A 15,069-nucleotide genomic window follows, 5' to 3' on the forward strand; every position below is an offset into this window, starting at 1 on the left:
CCGGGCGGCTTTGTGGTCGGTTGGACTACCGCTGTCCCGGCAGGCCGCCCATGGGTGGGATGAAGCCTTCGCCTCGTCCATCGCCGTCGCCACGTTCCGCGGCGCTGCGGGTATCGCTTTCCGCGGTTCCGTCCGAGTCGCCGTCGTCGTCGGCCAACCCGTTCGTCTGGTCGAAGGGATGGGTGACGGGATCTACGATCGGCGTCGTGTCCGTTGCGCTGGTGTCAGGCTCGACGGCGGTGCCCGCGGTTCCGGCGCCGGTCGCCGGAGTCGGGGTCCCGGTCGCCGGAGCGGCCGTAGTGGTCCCGGCAGTAGACGCGGTTTCCGGTGCCTGCTTTTCGATGTACTCCTTGAACTTCTTCAAGTCTGACTCAGCCTGCCTCTCAACAACGTGCAACTTGTCCCCAAGGAATTCCAGGACGCCGTGGGGTTCGTATTCCAACGACAGGTGCAGGGACGTCTGGCTGGGCCCGGCTTCCTTGAACTCCACCCACCCTGCGTTCTTGACGCCCTCGACGGCGGCCCATGCCACGGCCCGGTTGACATCCTGCTGGACGATCTTTGCTTCCCATTTGCGGTGGACGCCCGCGATTTCGGCGACCCATTCCAGGCGGTCATCGCCAAGCCGCGTCACCCGTTCGACTCCGCCCATGAAATGCGGGAATTCTTCGAACTGGGTCCACTGCCTGTAGGCCGTACTGATCGGAACGTTGACCATGATTGTCTTGTTCACTTTCGTGGTCATGTCTTCCTCCTTGACTCGATATTGATCAGCATACTTACATTATCGGGCTTTTTGGAGGGTAAAGACAGGCCCTGGTGACGCAGGAACTAGGAGATCTCGCGGCCGTTCTGGATGAGGTGTTCCAGATGCTCGGCGATGTCGGCAAGCACGGAAATATCTGCCACCGGATCCGCATCCAGGATCAGCATGTCCGCGTCCGCGCCAGGTGCGATCACGCCAAGTTCACCTTCGCGCTCAAGCAGCAGGGCCGCCGTCGTGGTTGCAGAACGGATGGCATCAATGGCCGGCTGGACCTTGCCCAGCAGTCTGAACTGTTCATTCTGGTGGCGGTGCATGCCACCCAGGAGGTCGGAACCGAAGGCCATTTTCACGCCGGCCTCGTGGGCGCGGGCGATTGCCTCGAGGCCGCTGGTGAGCACCGAGTCCACCTTGGCCCACATTTCTTCCGTGAGCCCAAACTCCTTGCCCTCTTCCTTGAGCGCCCAGTAGGTGACCAGGGTGGGAACCAGGAAGGCGTCCTTTTCGAGGAACAGCTTCAGGCTTTCGTCGTCCAGCAGGTTGCCGTGTTCGATCGAGCGGACACCAGCTTCCAGTGCGCGGTTGATGGCGCGTGCAGTGTAGGCGTGGGCGGCGACGTAGCGGTTTGCGGCCTGGGCTTCTTCCACTGCTGCACGCATTTCCTCCATGGAGTACTGGGTGGAGTCGATGCGGTCAGTAGGTGACGAGACCCCGCCGGATGCCATGATCTTGATGTGGTGGGCGCCCTTGCGGATCTCGTCCCTGGCGGCCGCGCGGACGGCATCCACGCCGTCGGCCACGCGACCTATTCCGCAGCAGCCGCGGCCGTTGGGGTCATGGTCTTCGCCGGGGAGGCGCATGTCGCCGTGGCCGCCGGTCTGGCTCAGCGCGTGGCCGCAGAAGTGGATCTTCGGACCCTCCAGGAGTCCTTCTTCCTGGGCCATCGCCAGGCCAAAGTCGGCACCTGAGAGGTCGCGGACAGTGGTGAAGCCGCGGCGGAGCATCTCGCCCATGATGCGGGCGGTTTGCGCATAGACATACGACGCCGGTGTGTAGGTGAGGGAGCGGAAGTCGGCGCTGGAAGCAACGACGTGGACGTGGGCATCAATCAGGCCGGGGATCAGGAACTTGCCGGTGCCATCGATGACCCGCGCACCTTCCGGAGCGTCGGCGTTCGGCCCGACGCTGCTGATCTTTCCGTCAACACTGACGACGTCGGCGGTGGAGTACGTGCCTGCGTCGACGTCCAGGACGCTGGCGTTTCGTATAACGAGGGGTGTGGTGCTCATGTTAAACGGTGTCCTTCGCAGGTGCTTCAGTGGATTCGGGGACTTTGACTTCAGTGGGGTGGGCTTCGAAGGCCTGTATAAGTTGTGCCTGGTTTGCGTTGACGAGGGCGACGGCGGTGTCCACGCTTTGCTGCGTGTACTTGCCTTCTGCGTCGAGGAGGGCAAGGACGCCCACCACGTTGCTGTCCGGATCGAGGACGGGCACATTGATCACGGCCCCGCAGCCGAGTTGTTGGATGAGCCCGGAGTCGGCAAAGACTTCCTTCAGCGCGTCCAGGTCTGCCGCGAGGAACGGCTTCTTGTCCTCGATGACGGTTCCGAGCCACCCGGGGGAGATCTCAACTGTCTTTTCGCCGCCCACCGGATACTCTGCGGGGTGGCTTGTGAAGAGGCGCTTCAGGCTGGAGCGCTGGGGGATCCATTGAAGGGCGGTAAAAAGGACGACGCCTGGGTCCTGCTGCAGCGCATCGAAGGCCTGCTGGAAAGTAGTGTCCGATTCCATGAAGCTCATTTGGTGACCGTTCCTGCGTGGTTGTCTGGCGCTGCGTCATGCTCGGCGCGGGCGTTGATGTCCTCCAAGGACTTACCGGCCGTGGAAGCTCCGAAGATCACGACGCCCAGGACGCCGATGGTCAGGACCACCGTGGTCATGGTGAACACGCCGCCGAAGCCGAGTGAGGCTGCGAAAATGCCGATGATGGATGGTGCCAGGATGCTGCCGATGCGGCCAACGGCACTGGCCAGGCCAACGCCCGTAGCGCGCATCCAGGTGGGGAAGAGCTCCGGGGTGTAGGCGTAGACGCCGGCGTAGGTGCCGTTGAGGAAGAAGGACAGTGTTGCGGCGGCCAGCAGGATCATGCCGGAATCGTTGGACTGGCTTAGCCAGAAGGCGCTGATGGCCGATCCCGCCAAGTAGAGGGCGATGGTGTTCTTGCGGTCGATCCGGTCGCACAACCAGGCGGCGGAGAAGTACCCGGGGATCTGTGCAAGGTAGATCAGGATCGAGAACTCGAAGCTCTTGGTGACCGTGATGCCGCGGCCGACCAGCAGGGTGGGGATCCAGGAGAAGAAGCCGTAGTAGGAGAACGTAATCACGAACCAGATCAGCCAGATCACCGCTGTCCGGCGACGCATCGCCTTGGACCACATGAACTTCAGGGCATTCCAGACGCTGATTTTCTGCTCGTGCTTGGTGATCTCTTCAGTACCGGGTTCCAGGGGCGCGAGTTCCTTGCCGGTGGCTTTCACAACGCTCTGCTCGAAGCGTTCCACTACCGCCGTCGCCTCCGCGACGCGCCCCCGGCTGATCAGGAAGCGGGGTGATTCGGGCAGTCCCCGGCGCCACCAGAGCAGGAGGAGGATGGGGATTGCCGTAATGACCTGGGCCCAGCGCCAGCCGTCCTCGCCCATGGGAACCACGAACCGGCCAATCAATGCTGCGGCGACAAAGCCGAAGGAGAAGAATCCGGCAAGGGTTCCAATGAACCAGCCGCGGCGCTTTGGGGGAATGAACTCTGACAGGAACGGCGCGATGATCACGCTTTCCGCGCCTGCGCCCAGTCCTGCAAAGATCCGTGCAATCAGGAAGATCTCGAAGTTCGGGGCCATCGCCGCGATGATCGACATGAGGCAGTAGAACGCGAGAGCCCACAGCATGACCTTCTTGCGGCCGAAGCGGTCGCCCATCCAGCCGGACAGGATCGCGCCGAAGAAGAAGCCGAAGGGGGCTGCCGAACCTACCAGTCCGAGGCTGGCGGTGCTGAGGCCCCACAGTTCCTGGATGCGCGGGAGCAGGAAAGCAACCACTGCCCCGTCCATGCCGTCGAACGAGTAGCCGAGGCCTCCGATGAGGAGAAGCTTGTAGTGTGGTCGACTGAGAGCCAGACGATCCAGGCGTGCTGTGAGAGACATGGTGATTCCTGCCAAAGTGGGCCAAGTTGTACATTTTTAGGAATATGCACGGATCTGTGCAGAAGTGATGTATCGAAGTTACGGCCAAAGTGTGAGGTAGGTCAATAGGTGGAAGAAGATTTCGACTCGTCAACGTTGACCGAGTGGCTCGACAGCCGTGTCCAAGGACGGAAGCTCGCGGCGCGCCAAATGCAGGTCATCGGCATCCTCCGATCCCAGCCCCGGCTTGCGTCCTATGGCTCCGTCAGTGACATTGCCGCAGTGGCCGCTTCAAACGCCTCCACCGTGACAAGGACCGCGCAAACACTGGGATTCAAGGGGTGGGCTGACTTCCAGTTCGAGCTCAGGTCACGCTTCCTGGCATCCCTGAGCGCGGTGGAGGTTGCGGCCGAACACAACGGCCACATCAGTAGTCCTGCACAGGCTGCGGTATCCACTGACCGGGCGAATCTGGCGCATTTCGAGCGCACATTGGACGCCCACACTCTCCATAATATTGCGGAGGCGATCGCGGGTGCACGGCAAACTTACATCGTTGCCGCCGGTAGTTACGCGATCCCCGGCAAGGCCCTGGAGCACAACGCGATCATTGCCGGCTACAACGTCCGGCTCCTGGACGCCGACGTCGCCGCACTCACCAATGCCATTGCACGGCTCGGTGCAGAGGACCTGGTGATCGCCATCAGCCTTTGGCGGGTTTATGACAGCACCATGCGGGCCGTCGACATCGCCCACAACCTGGGCACGCCCATCGTGTCCATCACGGACAGCGCCGGATCGCCCGTGGCCGTGCATGCCGACCACAGGATCGTGGTGCCCACTGAGGGCGCCGGGTTCTTCCCATCGTTGACAGGTGCGGTGGCTGCGGTCCAGGCGATCGCCGTCGAGCTTGCCTCTTTGGACCGGGAACGCTCCAACCAGAACATCGCTGCTTCGGAGCGGACCTGGGACCAGATGCGGATCATGCATCCGCGCTCCAGTTCCTAGGCCCGCCTCCCGAAGCAGCATGACTTTACGACGCCGGGACCTCTTGCGGCGTATCGGCCGCCGCCGGCAGATGCTGACCAACCAGGGCCAGGTTCTGAATGACGGCCAGGCCGAACTGGGCGGTGTCGTTGGTGGAGACGGTGGGAGCCTCATCGACCGGCTGAAGCACGTGCGGCGGCCGGATCTTCTTCAGGGTGAAAGCTTCTGCGTGGTTGAGGTTCTCTCCGCCCTCGGCAAAGCTCTCCCAGGCCAATTCCGCCAATTCCGGGGAGCCCAGCTTGGCCGCAGCGTAGGCCGCGAGCCTGCTGTGCGCCTGCGTGAGGTAGATGCCGGCGAGGGGCTGGCCCACCTCCGCGATCTGCTCTTCCGGAGTGGCCAGGAACAGCCGGCAATACTGCATCCAGGCTTCCTCGAAGTCCTTGTCCGGCACCAGGCCGATAAGTTCGCTGCAGATTTCCACCAAACCGAACACGGCACTCAGGTGCGAGACGCTGATGACTTCCCGGCCGGCGTCGAACCTTCCCGCATCAAGGTCATAGAGCGCCTCGCCCGTCAGGAAGCCGTACTTCAGTGCGCCGATATCGGCCATGGTTCCCAGCAGGCGATCACGGGAGCGCGGGTTCCCCGTGCGTTCCCAATCCGTGAGCCACGTGGCGGCCAGCGAACCCCAATCCGTCCCCAGCCCCACGCCCAGGGCGCCGCGGTCAGGGCGGTACGTATCGGCGTCGGGCCTTACTTTGCGGACAGGGTCCAGCCCCAGGAAGTTCTGGTCGCTGTCCACCAGTTCGGTGAGGAGGTCGCCGGTGCGTTCGTCGGCGGTCAGGTAGTAGTAGAAGCGCCGGTAGGCCGGGGTGCTGATGCGCAGCTGCTTGGCGCTGCAACCCCAGTGCTGGACGTTGTGCCGCGATCCCAGGCCACGCCAGGGGCCAAGGTGGTAGACATCCACCTCGCCGGTGTGGCGGGTCATGGCCTCGGCGTAGCGGAAGACGTCTGCGCGGCCCGTGCGGAGGTACATGTACCAAAGCCAGAGGTCGGGTGAGAGCTCGGAGTTGTCCCACGCATAGCCGCCCACGTCGTAGCGCCAGACGTGCCTGTCGGCGTCGTAGGTGTGCATGACGTCGCCGTAGTTCCAGAACCCGTACCAGCGGCGCTGCTCCGTCTGGCCCTGGTAGAAATCGAACAGGAAGTCCAGCTTGTCTTCGAGCTCCGCCCGTGCCTGCGTGCTGCGGTCCATGGGAGCCCAATCGCCAAAGACGCCGGCTTTGTGAAGGTACTCCGGTGAGGGCTGCAGTAGTGGGGGAGCGGACGCAGCCTGGGCGTCGGCGGCGAGGCTCTCCGTGGACGGCGTGGCGTCGTAAGCGAACAGCGTCAGCTCGTGCGTCCGGGCGATCCCCGTCGGATTGCCGAATCCGGGTTCGTAATCCTCGTACGTGATTTCAAGGCCCTCAAGCTGGTCCTCGAACGTGTCCTGGCCCAGGCCGTCGTGGTAGAAGCGGAGGTCCATGGGCTGGGCTTCAGGGGAGTAGAGCCATGCGGTCATGGTCGCTTCTGTGGTGGCTGCTCCACGGATATCCAGCTGCCCCGGGTGGGACTGCCAAAAGTTCCTCACTCCGATGCCGAAACCGCCGCGTAGATCGCTCAGCGAACAGAAACCAGCTGACCGGGTTCCGCCGGAAATGCCCACCCATCCGTGGCCGGGCGCCGTCCGTTTGCGCAGCTCGAAGCCGTCAGCAGACAGTTGGGTGAGGGTGTAGTCGTTCCAACGCGGGATGAGGTGGAGGCGCTCGGAGACAAGTGGGCTCCACCCGGTGAGCGGCGGGGTGGCCTGACCGGCAACCTGCGCCGCACGCACCGCCTCGCCCGGATCCCGCCGCAGACCAGTCACGCCGCGGACTGCTTCCACGAGGAATCCGCCGTCAGCACCGGCAATCCGGACATGGCGGTTATGGAGTTCGCTCTGCAGAGGCACGGTGAACTCCACGCCCAGCCCTGCCAGGAAGTCCTCCTCCGCGTCGCCGTCCCAGATGAACGAGTGCACCATCCTGACGCTACGGGCGCCTGCGTAGAAGTAGAAACGAGCGGTGAAGGGGAGCCATTCTTTGCTGCCTTCCTTGGCGCGGTGTTGCCCTTCGATGCGGGCTACTGCCCGAACTGGACCGCGCTGTTCCACCGTCACACTTGAGACGCAGCTGGCGTAGGCCTCGCGCGTAGTGCTGCCCGGACCTTCTTGCAGGCCGTTCTGCAGGAGACTCACCAGCCGCGCATCCGTCGCTACGGCATTTCCGCCGCGACGGAGCTCGCTGAACAGTGTTTCGCCTCGTCTGGGGATGACCATTTCGAGCGTACCCGTGGAGATAGTGACGGAGTCTGCGCTCTCGGTGACCGTCACCTCCGGTGAAGGTTCGACGCCGGCTGCCGGGCCGGCGTCGTGCGTTGACGTTGGGTTGGGTGTGCCCGTTGGCCTGGTGGAGACGCTGTATGCGGGCGCGGGGTTTTCCGTTGCGCCCAAGGCGATGCCCGCCCACTTGAGGGAGCCGTCCGGCCAGGTGGCGAGTGGCCATGTCTGGGCGTTGACGGTGCTGCCGCTTGAGTCGCGTACCTCGAGGCATTCCGTGTCCGCGACGGTGCCGCGCGGGAATGGCATGCCCCAGGTCGTGCCGCCGCTGAGCCCGGCAGGAGGTTCGCCATCGATCCACCTGAGCGGGGTGTGCTGAGTCATGATCATTCCACCTAAAGGGTTGGGAAAACGCTTTCTTTGAGACGTTTCAATAACCTACCTGCGTACGCGCTGAGTCGCAAGGGCTGGCCGGGTTATGGCCGTCGGTGGGATGCATCCGCCCCCCAGCCCGCTGGCACCACCCACGTCCGGGCGCCGCTGACGTCCGGGCGTCGCCCACGAAATTTGGGTGGCATAGGTGATCCTGCCGCCGTCGTCGGCGTATGGTTTAAGTCCCGGCCGCCTCTCGAAACGGACCAGTGTCATGGCGCGACTGATCATCATGGGCCCTCCTGGTTCCGGTAAAGGCACACAGGCGGAGCACATCGCCGGCCACTTCCGGATCCCAGCCATTTCCACTGGAGACTTGTTCCGCACCCACGTTCGCCAAAAGACGGAGTTGGGGGCCGAGGCCAGTGCGTACATGGATCACGGCGAGTTCGTGCCGGACCATGTCACCACTGCCATGCTGAGGCAACGACTGGACGAAGGTGACGCCGAAGAGGGGTTCCTCCTGGACGGCTACCCGCGAACGGTCATCCAGGTTGCTGCCCTGGACGAGATGCTCACCGATCGGGGGCAGGCGCTTGACGCAGCCCTCGCGTTGACGGCCGCGGACCATGAGCTGCTGGCCCGGATGCTCCGCCGCGCCCAGGAGCAAGGGCGAAGCGATGACACCGAGTCCGTCATTCAGCGCCGATTGGAGCTCTACAGTGACCAGACCCAGCCGGTCCTGGCTGCGTACTTAAATCGTGGAATTTTGTTGACTGTGAACGGATCCGGTGAGAGGGAAGCGATCACCAAGGACGCGATAGCCGCCATCGAAAGGGCCTTGGCGGGTAAGGCCGTAGGGGCTTAGCTCCCTGTCGCAGCTGGAAGTTCCGCGCCCAGAGTCCGCAGATACGCTGCGAATCCCTCGGGTGCCCGGGCATGGGTCCGGCCGGAGGTGAGAACCCTGATGGAGTCCGTAGCAATCACCCTGAATCCTTGGTGACGGGTACGCTCCACCAGGCGCCTGTCCTCATGGGCCCTGAGGTGGGGGAAACCCCCCGCGGCCAGGTACGCCGAGGCCCGGATCCCCAGGTTGGCGCCGTAGATGTGCTGGTGGTTTTCGCGAAAGGGGTGGAGTTCCAGCCACCGGCTGAGCACCGCCGGGTCCAGATCATAGGCATCCGGTTCCACTGACCCCAGAACCACGTCCGCGCCAGCGTTGGCCAAGCCGAGCTGGCGCACCAGCCAGTTCGGGGGAACAACCGAGTCGGCGTCCGTGTTGGCGAGCCACAAGCTCCCTGTGGCTTCCGCCGGATGCGAAAGCAGGGCCGTCCGAATACCCTGGTCCCGGCAAGCTCCCGCGCTCCGCAGTTGCACGGCGACGGAAGCAAAACGTGGGTCGGCGGCGACACGGGCGGCGGTGATCCCGGCCGAACCGTCAGTGCAACTGTCCAGAACCACGGTGACAGTGGCAGGCACACCCGGATGCTCCCGCTCCAGGGTGTCCAACGCTGTACCCAGTGCTGCCAGGGCCCTGCCGATGTGCTGCTCCTCGTCGTGGGCGGGCATGGTGACCGCAATGCGTTGGATCTGCTGCTCGGTGCCCCCGGTCATGTCGGGCCGTCACTGACCGCCGTGGCCGGAGCAACCAAGGTTTCCAGCACGAAGTCCTTCTCGCGGTAGACCCCCAAAGTTGGCCAGGCAAGCTGCTGCCGCGCCATCGAGTGAACGGTCTCCGCGTCCAGCTGCCAGCCGGAGATCGGATGACGCCAATGGCACAGGAGAAGCGTTCCGCCGGGTTTCATGGAGGACTCGATGTGCCCGAACACTCTCGTCAGCTCTTCCGGCGCCAAGTAATAGCCCATCTCGGAGAGCACCACCAGGTCAAAGGAGCCTTCCGGCCACTCATTGGGGATGGTGAGGTGACGGGCTTCGGCGGAGGGGTAGGTGGAAAGCCGCTCAGCTGCCCTTTTTGCCGCAATGCCACTGGCTTCAACACCGAGGAACGCCTTGCAGCGTTGGGCGAGTTCCTCGCTGAGTGTGCCAATGGAGCAACCGAGTTCCAACCCGGATTCGTACGATTCCTCCGGGAGGGCTGCCAAGGTCAGTGCGCGTTTTCGGCGCTCGTACCAGCTGGTGGTGTATGCCCAGGGATCGTCTCCCTTGGCGTGGACTTCATCAAAGATACGTTCAGCGTCGGCCGCGGTGTTGTTGCCTGCCTTTGACGGTTGCCAGGCGAAGGTTTCCCACGGCCTTTCGAAGTGCTCCAGGAAAGTCCCCGACAGGAGGGTCCCGTCGCCGGGTTGTTCCGATAACGGTTCAATCTGGGACGTGTGGGCGCCCATGGCTTTCGCCTTGCCCTCCTGCTCGTGGCTGGTCAATGGCACCCGCACCCAGGACTGCCATGTGGCGTCGTCGAGGCCAGCCCACAACCAGTACCAGATGGGGTATTCCAAGAGGCCGTGGCCGTCCTCTTCAGCAACCTTGGCTGCTGTTGCGCCAAGGGCATCGTGGTCGGTGTGGCCGTCCTCGCGGTACGGAGCAACGATGACGATCTTCTCCGGTGGTCGCCCAAGCGCCGAAATGGCGTCGCGTATCGCCTCAGCAATGCGGCCACTGTTGGCCGCCAACTGGCCGTCGGGCAACCCCAAAAACTTCCAGGTCGCGCTGGGAGCCAACCCGGACACACCCTTGTCGAACTCAGCGAGCCTCACGGCGGCAAGCTGTTCCGGCGTCGTCGTTGGGGACTCCGGGTGGGATGCTTCACCGGCCGTGCACAGCAGGAGTTCCACCGCAGCTCCGGACGAATGCAGTTTGGCCAGGAACCCACCCGCGCCCAAAGTTTCATCGTCGGGGTGCGCGGCCAGGACGACGAAAGCCATGTCCGCGAGTTCGTCCTGGCCCAAAGGGAGCTCGGGCAGCGCGGCGACGCCGCTGGCCAACCATTCCGATTCCGTCGTGCCCGTGTCCGTGTGCGAAAAAGCTACCACCGGCGGTCCCCTTTCAGCACCAGCGCCCCCAGTTGGGCGTCGTCCCGCATGGCGTGATGCTGGCGGACATAGAGGGACAAATCCGCCATCCGCTTGCCGTACTGTTCGTTGAACGCCAACGGCCCGGGGCCCAGGTTTTGCGTCACCAGGGTTTGGACGCGTTCGACGGCGGAGGCAACGGTTCCGCGGACGCGCAAGGCTTCGGGCCAGGGGCTTTCGCCCTCGTCGCCTGAATCTGCGAGGTCGCCGGCGTCGATGCGCTCAGCCGTTTGAGCCAAGTATCCGGTGACCGAGGCGATGATCCTGTCTACCTCGCCCAGGGAGGCGAGTGCGATCTGGTCCGGTTCACGGCCGTTGTCCGATGCCCTGGCAAGGGAGTTGCGGAAGTCCCTGGCCACAGCCACGGCGCCGCCCAGCCAGCAGGCGGCCACGCCCATGCCACCCCAGGCGAAGCCAGGGCGCTCGAAATACCAGCCCGCGCCGCCGACGGCTGCAGCTGGTACATGGTCGAAGTGCACCGTTCCGCTGGGGATTTCCTTGAGTCCGCGGCTGGTCCATTCGGGTGTTTCGGCTGTCACGCCGGAGTGCTTAAGGTCCACTGCGAAGGCGGCCCGGGTGTTGTCCCCAGCGACATGTGCGGTGACGACGGCCCCGTCCAGTTGCGCAGCGAGGGAACACCACGGCTTTGAGCCGCTGAGGACGTAACTACCGTCAGCTTCCTGCATGGCCTCGAGCTTCAGGCCCGGGCCCTCCGCCGCGAAAACGCCCCACGTTCCTTCAGGTTGGGGCTGCTCCGCCTGGGCCAGAATCCCGACGGCGTCAAGGTGCGGTTCGAGTACGCGCCCCGCCGCGACGTCCACAGCCGTGACCGAAGCCAGCAGCTCCCACAGTTTCGCTGTGTTGCCATCACCTGGTGTGGGAGCCGTCTGTCCGATTGCCTCCGCGATGGCCAGCAACGCCGGGACATCGCCCACTGCCGCGTGCACCTTTTCCAGGACGGGCTCCAGTGCTTGCAGCTGTACGGGCACGGAGCTGATGCGTACGGGCTGCACTTCTGTATCGCTCATAGGAACCAGCCTATTCTAAGGAACCTTAGTTTAGGTGCGCGCGGCAAGACGACGACGGCGGGAGGTGCCCGCAGTCGTTCGATTGCCACGCCGAACACCGATCACAGGAACCCTCCAACGATCCCCACCCCCGCAAAAGTTCCCCTTGGTCCCAAGATGAAGCGCATCTTCACAGCTTTTGTCATGCTTGTCACATCTTGTTGTCATTAACCGTGACAGGTTCCGTAGCTTGGAGGAGTCAGCACTACCGAGCCAAAGGAACACCATGCCGCAGTCCAACGAATCCGCCACAGTCCCCACCGATTCGCACAGCCCGCCAGGAAGGACCAAGCCCAGCTTCCTCAGCAACCTGGGCGCGGATCTGCCCGCGTCCCTTGTAGTCTTCCTCGTCGCCCTCCCGCTTTCCCTCGGTATCGCTGCGGCTTCAGGGGCTCCGATCATGGCCGGCCTTATCGCAGCAGCGGTCGGAGGAATAGTCGCCGGCAGTTTGGGTGGTTCGCCTCTGCAGGTGAGTGGCCCAGCCGCCGGGCTCACCGTCGTCGTCGCCGGCTTGGTAGCCGAGTTCGGCTGGCAGGTGACCTGCGCCATCACCGCTGCGGCCGGCGTCGTGCAGTTGCTGATGGGTGTCAGCCGCATCGGGCGGGCAGCGCTGGCAGTGTCGCCGGTAGTGGTCAAGGCCATGCTCGCGGGCATCGGGATCACCATCATCCTGCAGCAACTCCACGTGCTGCTGGGCGGCCAAGCCGCGGGTTCCGCCGTTGAGAACCTGGCGGGCCTCCCCGCAGCCATCACCAACGTCGAGCTGCATTCGGCGCTGCTGGGCCTGGCCGTCGTCGTGATTCTCCTGGCCTGGAAGTACTTTCCCGCGATGGTGCGGAAAGTTCCCGGACCGCTGGCCGCCGTCGTCGCCGTGACAGCGCTGTCAGTGGCGGTGGCGCCAAACGTTGAGCGGATCAGCTTCAGCGGTTCAATTCTGGACGCCGTCGCCCTGCCCAGCCTGCCCGACGGCAACTGGCGCGCCGCAGCGATGGCCGTCATTACCGTGGCGTTGATCGCCAGCATCGAATCGCTGCTGTCCGCCGTGGCCGTAGACAAAATGGGCGGCTCGCGGACCAACCTGAACCGCGAACTCGTCGGCCAAGGCTCCGCGAACATGGTTTCCGGCATGCTTGGCGGACTCCCGGTGACCGGCGTGATCGTCCGCAGCGCCACCAACGTCGAAGCCGGAGCCAAAAGCCGAACCTCGGCCATCCTGCACGGCGTCTGGGTCCTGGTCTTCTCCGTGCTGTTCGCCGGTCTTATCCAACTGATCCCCATGTCCGTGCTCGCAGGACTCCTGCTGGTCATCGGTGCCAAGCTCATCAAGGTAGCCGACATCCGCACCAGCCTCCGCACCGGCGACCTGCTGGTCTACGCAGTGACGTTGGTGTGCGTGGTGGTGCTGAACCTCCTCGAAGGTGTCCTCATCGGCTTGGCCCTCGCTGCTGTCTGTGTGCTGTGGCGGGTGCTCCGCGCTCAAATCCACGCGCACGCGCCCGCCGGTTCGGGGCTGCCGTGGCGGGTCACCATTGCCGGCTCGTGCAGCTTTTTCGCGCTCCCGCGGCTCAACCGCGTCCTGCATTCCGTGCCCGAAGGCCAGGACGCTGTGGTGGAACTCAACGCCGACTACCTCGACCACGCCTTCCGCGAAGCCCTGGTTGCCTGGCAGAAGCAGCAACGCAACACCGGCGCGTCCGTGACCCTCGAAGAGCACGGCACCACCGCTTTCACCGACGCCGAGGACAACACTCCCCAGCGCCAGGACCCCCGTGAATTTCCGCTGCCGCCGAAGACATCCTGGTTGCCGTCCGGTGACGACACAACAGCAGACGACGACGGTGGGCGGCTGCCGCTGCGGTCGATCCTCCTGGGCATCGACAAATACCATCGACGCCACGCGGACAAGGTCCGACCCCTGGTTCAGGACCTCACGGAAGGCCAGAATCCGGACACGCTGTTCGTGGCCTGCGTGGATTCCAGGGTCAATCCCAACCTGATCACCAGCAGCGGACCGGGCGACCTTCTTACCCTGCGGAACATCGGAAACGTGGTGTGCAATGACGGCCGCGATGCTTCGATCGACTCCGCGCTCTCCTTCGCAGTCAAAGGGTTGTCCGTGGACTCGATCGTCATCTGCGGGCATTCGAACTGCGGTGCGATGAAAGCTGTCATTGCCGACTTTGAAGGTGCCGGGCCCGCCCTGGGCAGTGGCTTCGATTCGTGGCTGGAGCACGCGCGGCCCAGCTACTCGGCCCTGCTTTCCGGACATCCCGTGGCATTGGCCGCAGCTGCCGAAGGCTACAGCCGGCTGGACCAACTCAGCATGGTCAACGTTGCCATGCAGCTCCGCAAGCTCGATGAGCACCCCGTCACCGGGCCGGCCCTCGCTTCCGGACAGCTGCAGGCCACCGGTTTGTTCTACGACATCTGCACGGCCCGCGTAGTCCTGGTGACTCCCGAGGGCATCGAGCAACTCGACCCGAGCATGGCGGTTCGTTCATAGCTCCAGCGGCGGGCCCCCACCACCCACTCTGGGCCGACACCCAGCCCCGACACACCGTTCGCACGGCGTGTCGGGGCTGGTTCGTTTCCATAGTGGGTGGTGGGGGTACAGGCCGAAACAGGGCCAATGTGCGGAATACTTGGAACCAGAACCACGATGTCCGGCAGGAGAGGACTGCCGTGCGAGGAGGTGGCAGAACGTGAATGCCGGGAACAACGCCTTCAGGCGCAGGCTTGAGCGCGGCGCGGAGTTACGCGCCGTGCGTGGTTGGGACGGGAACGCAGAAGAAGACGCGGAGATCGAGGCCGCCGATGCCCAAGAGCGGGAGAAGCGCCGGAAGGTGGACGACGCTGCCCGGGTTGAGTACCTGATCCGTGACGCCATGGACCAGGGAAAATTCGACAACCTCAAGTACGCCGGCAAACCCATCCCGGGCCTGGGGGAGCACTACGATCCCGATTGGTGGGTCAAAGGCCTCATCCAACGCGAACGTCTCAGCGGTATCGGTCCGCCGGCGATCCTGCTGCGGATTGAGGATGCAGAGCTCGACGCCAAGCTGGACCAGCAATACACGGACAAACAAGTCCGGGACGTCCTTGAAGACTTCAACAAACGGGTGATCGAGGCCCGACGCCAACTTCAGGGCGGCCCACCCGTCATCACCAAGCTCCGTGATGTGGACGCAGAGCTGGAACGGTGGCGCCAGCGCAGGGCCGCCGCAGCTCCTCCCGAGCCGGAACCGGAGCCGCCGGGCAAACGGACGTGGTGGCAGCGCATCTGGAACGGTTCAGGATAAAACCATAACGACGCAAA

Annotated in this window: 12 protein-coding genes; 4 read left to right on the forward strand and 8 right to left on the reverse strand. The window is 64.2% G+C overall.

The annotated features are described in order from the left end of the window. Positions 1-25: 25 nt before the first annotated feature. The 4 genes from J2Y68_RS13550 to J2Y68_RS13565 all read right to left on the reverse strand — a co-directional run bounded on the left by J2Y68_RS13550 (position 26) and on the right by J2Y68_RS13565 (position 3,963). Positions 26-745 carry an SRPBCC family protein gene (locus J2Y68_RS13550; RefSeq protein ID WP_309994207.1) on the reverse strand — a complete coding sequence of 240 codons (720 nt, stop codon included), beginning with the start codon at positions 743-745 and terminating at the stop codon, positions 26-28. 86 nt (positions 746-831) lie between these two features. Then, entirely contained in the window at positions 832-2,052 is a 1,221-nt protein-coding gene (locus J2Y68_RS13555; protein ID WP_309994209.1) for a metal-dependent hydrolase family protein, read from the reverse strand. A 1-nt stretch (position 2,053) separates the two neighbouring features. Further along, a complete protein-coding gene (locus tag J2Y68_RS13560; RefSeq protein ID WP_309994210.1) occupies positions 2,054-2,563 on the reverse strand; it encodes a GAF domain-containing protein in 510 nt (169 codons plus the stop codon). After that, positions 2,560-3,963: an MFS transporter gene (locus J2Y68_RS13565; protein ID WP_309994211.1), complete on the reverse strand. Its 1,404-nt coding sequence runs from the start codon at positions 3,961-3,963 to the stop codon at positions 2,560-2,562. Before J2Y68_RS13565 ends, J2Y68_RS13560 begins: the two co-directional genes overlap by 4 nt. 108 nt (positions 3,964-4,071) lie before the next feature. On the opposite strand from J2Y68_RS13565, the gene J2Y68_RS13570 reads away from it, so the two are divergent. Next, the gene (locus J2Y68_RS13570; protein ID WP_309994213.1) at positions 4,072-4,950 is read left to right on the forward strand and encodes a MurR/RpiR family transcriptional regulator; all 879 of its coding nucleotides are present in this window, start codon (positions 4,072-4,074) and stop codon (positions 4,948-4,950) included. 25 nt (positions 4,951-4,975) lie between these two features. Here J2Y68_RS13570 and J2Y68_RS13575 read toward each other — a convergent pair whose 3' ends face one another. Further along, on the reverse strand, positions 4,976-7,669 hold the full coding sequence (locus J2Y68_RS13575) for an exo-rhamnogalacturonan lyase family protein (RefSeq protein ID WP_309994215.1): 2,694 nt from the start codon (positions 7,667-7,669) through the stop codon (positions 4,976-4,978). Between the two features lie 262 nt (positions 7,670-7,931). Here J2Y68_RS13575 and J2Y68_RS13580 point away from each other — a divergent pair, with 262 nt between their 5' ends. Next, positions 7,932-8,525 carry an adenylate kinase gene (locus tag J2Y68_RS13580; protein ID WP_309994216.1) on the forward strand — a complete coding sequence of 198 codons (594 nt, stop codon included), beginning with the start codon at positions 7,932-7,934 and terminating at the stop codon, positions 8,523-8,525. Here the strand turns inward: J2Y68_RS13580 and J2Y68_RS13585 are convergent. Genes J2Y68_RS13585 through J2Y68_RS13595 form a run of 3 tightly spaced genes read right to left on the reverse strand, consistent with a single transcriptional unit; the run spans position 8,522 to position 11,714 of the window. Continuing rightward, positions 8,522-9,271 carry a glycosyltransferase family 2 protein gene (locus tag J2Y68_RS13585; RefSeq protein WP_309994217.1) on the reverse strand — a complete coding sequence of 250 codons (750 nt, stop codon included), beginning with the start codon at positions 9,269-9,271 and terminating at the stop codon, positions 8,522-8,524. The two genes, J2Y68_RS13580 and J2Y68_RS13585, sit on opposite strands and share 4 nt — an antisense overlap. Beyond that, entirely contained in the window at positions 9,268-10,647 is a 1,380-nt protein-coding gene (locus tag J2Y68_RS13590) for a bifunctional PIG-L family deacetylase/class I SAM-dependent methyltransferase (protein ID WP_309994218.1), read from the reverse strand. Before J2Y68_RS13590 ends, J2Y68_RS13585 begins: the two co-directional genes overlap by 4 nt. Beyond that, positions 10,641-11,714, reverse strand: a complete 1,074-nt coding sequence (locus J2Y68_RS13595) for an acyl-CoA dehydrogenase family protein (RefSeq protein ID WP_309994219.1) — start codon at positions 11,712-11,714, stop codon at positions 10,641-10,643. The genes J2Y68_RS13590 and J2Y68_RS13595 overlap by 7 nt, the downstream gene beginning before the upstream one ends. Positions 11,715-11,979: 265 nt before the next feature. Here J2Y68_RS13595 and J2Y68_RS13600 point away from each other — a divergent pair, with 265 nt between their 5' ends. Beyond that, positions 11,980-14,256, forward strand: coding sequence for a bifunctional SulP family inorganic anion transporter/carbonic anhydrase (locus tag J2Y68_RS13600; RefSeq protein WP_309994221.1), 2,277 nt, complete (start codon positions 11,980-11,982; stop codon positions 14,254-14,256). A 199-nt stretch (positions 14,257-14,455) separates the two neighbouring features. Continuing rightward, positions 14,456-15,052, forward strand: a complete 597-nt coding sequence (locus J2Y68_RS13605; protein WP_309994222.1) for a DnaJ family domain-containing protein — start codon at positions 14,456-14,458, stop codon at positions 15,050-15,052. Positions 15,053-15,069: the final 17 nt, after the last annotated feature.

Source organism: Paenarthrobacter nitroguajacolicus (assembly GCF_031455195.1).
Lineage (GTDB): Bacteria > Actinomycetota > Actinomycetes > Actinomycetales > Micrococcaceae > Arthrobacter > Arthrobacter nitroguajacolicus_D.